Below are 200 nucleotides of genomic sequence, written 5' to 3'. Positions count from 1 at the left end.
CCACCGCCCTCGACGTGACCGTGCAAGCCCAGATTCTGCGGCTGTTGCTGGACCTGCGGGACCAGCGTGGCCTGTCGATCATCATGATCACTCACGACCTGGGCGTGGTGGCGCAAACCTGCGACTCCATCGCCGTGATGTACGCCGGGCGCCTGTGCGAACACGGCAGCAAATACGAGCTGCTGGCACACCCGCAACAC

At 64.5% G+C, this 200-nt stretch carries 1 pseudogene; it reads left to right on the top strand.

What is annotated here, in order from left to right:
• Positions 1–200 (top strand): annotated as a pseudogene (locus HX846_RS36465) (methionine ABC transporter ATP-binding protein); the annotation flags it as partial.

The sequence above is a fragment of the Pseudomonas sp. K5002 genome (assembly GCF_013386655.1).
Classification (GTDB): Bacteria; Pseudomonadota; Gammaproteobacteria; order Pseudomonadales; family Pseudomonadaceae; genus Aquipseudomonas.
This window is presented reverse-complemented; position numbering and strand designations above follow the sequence as displayed.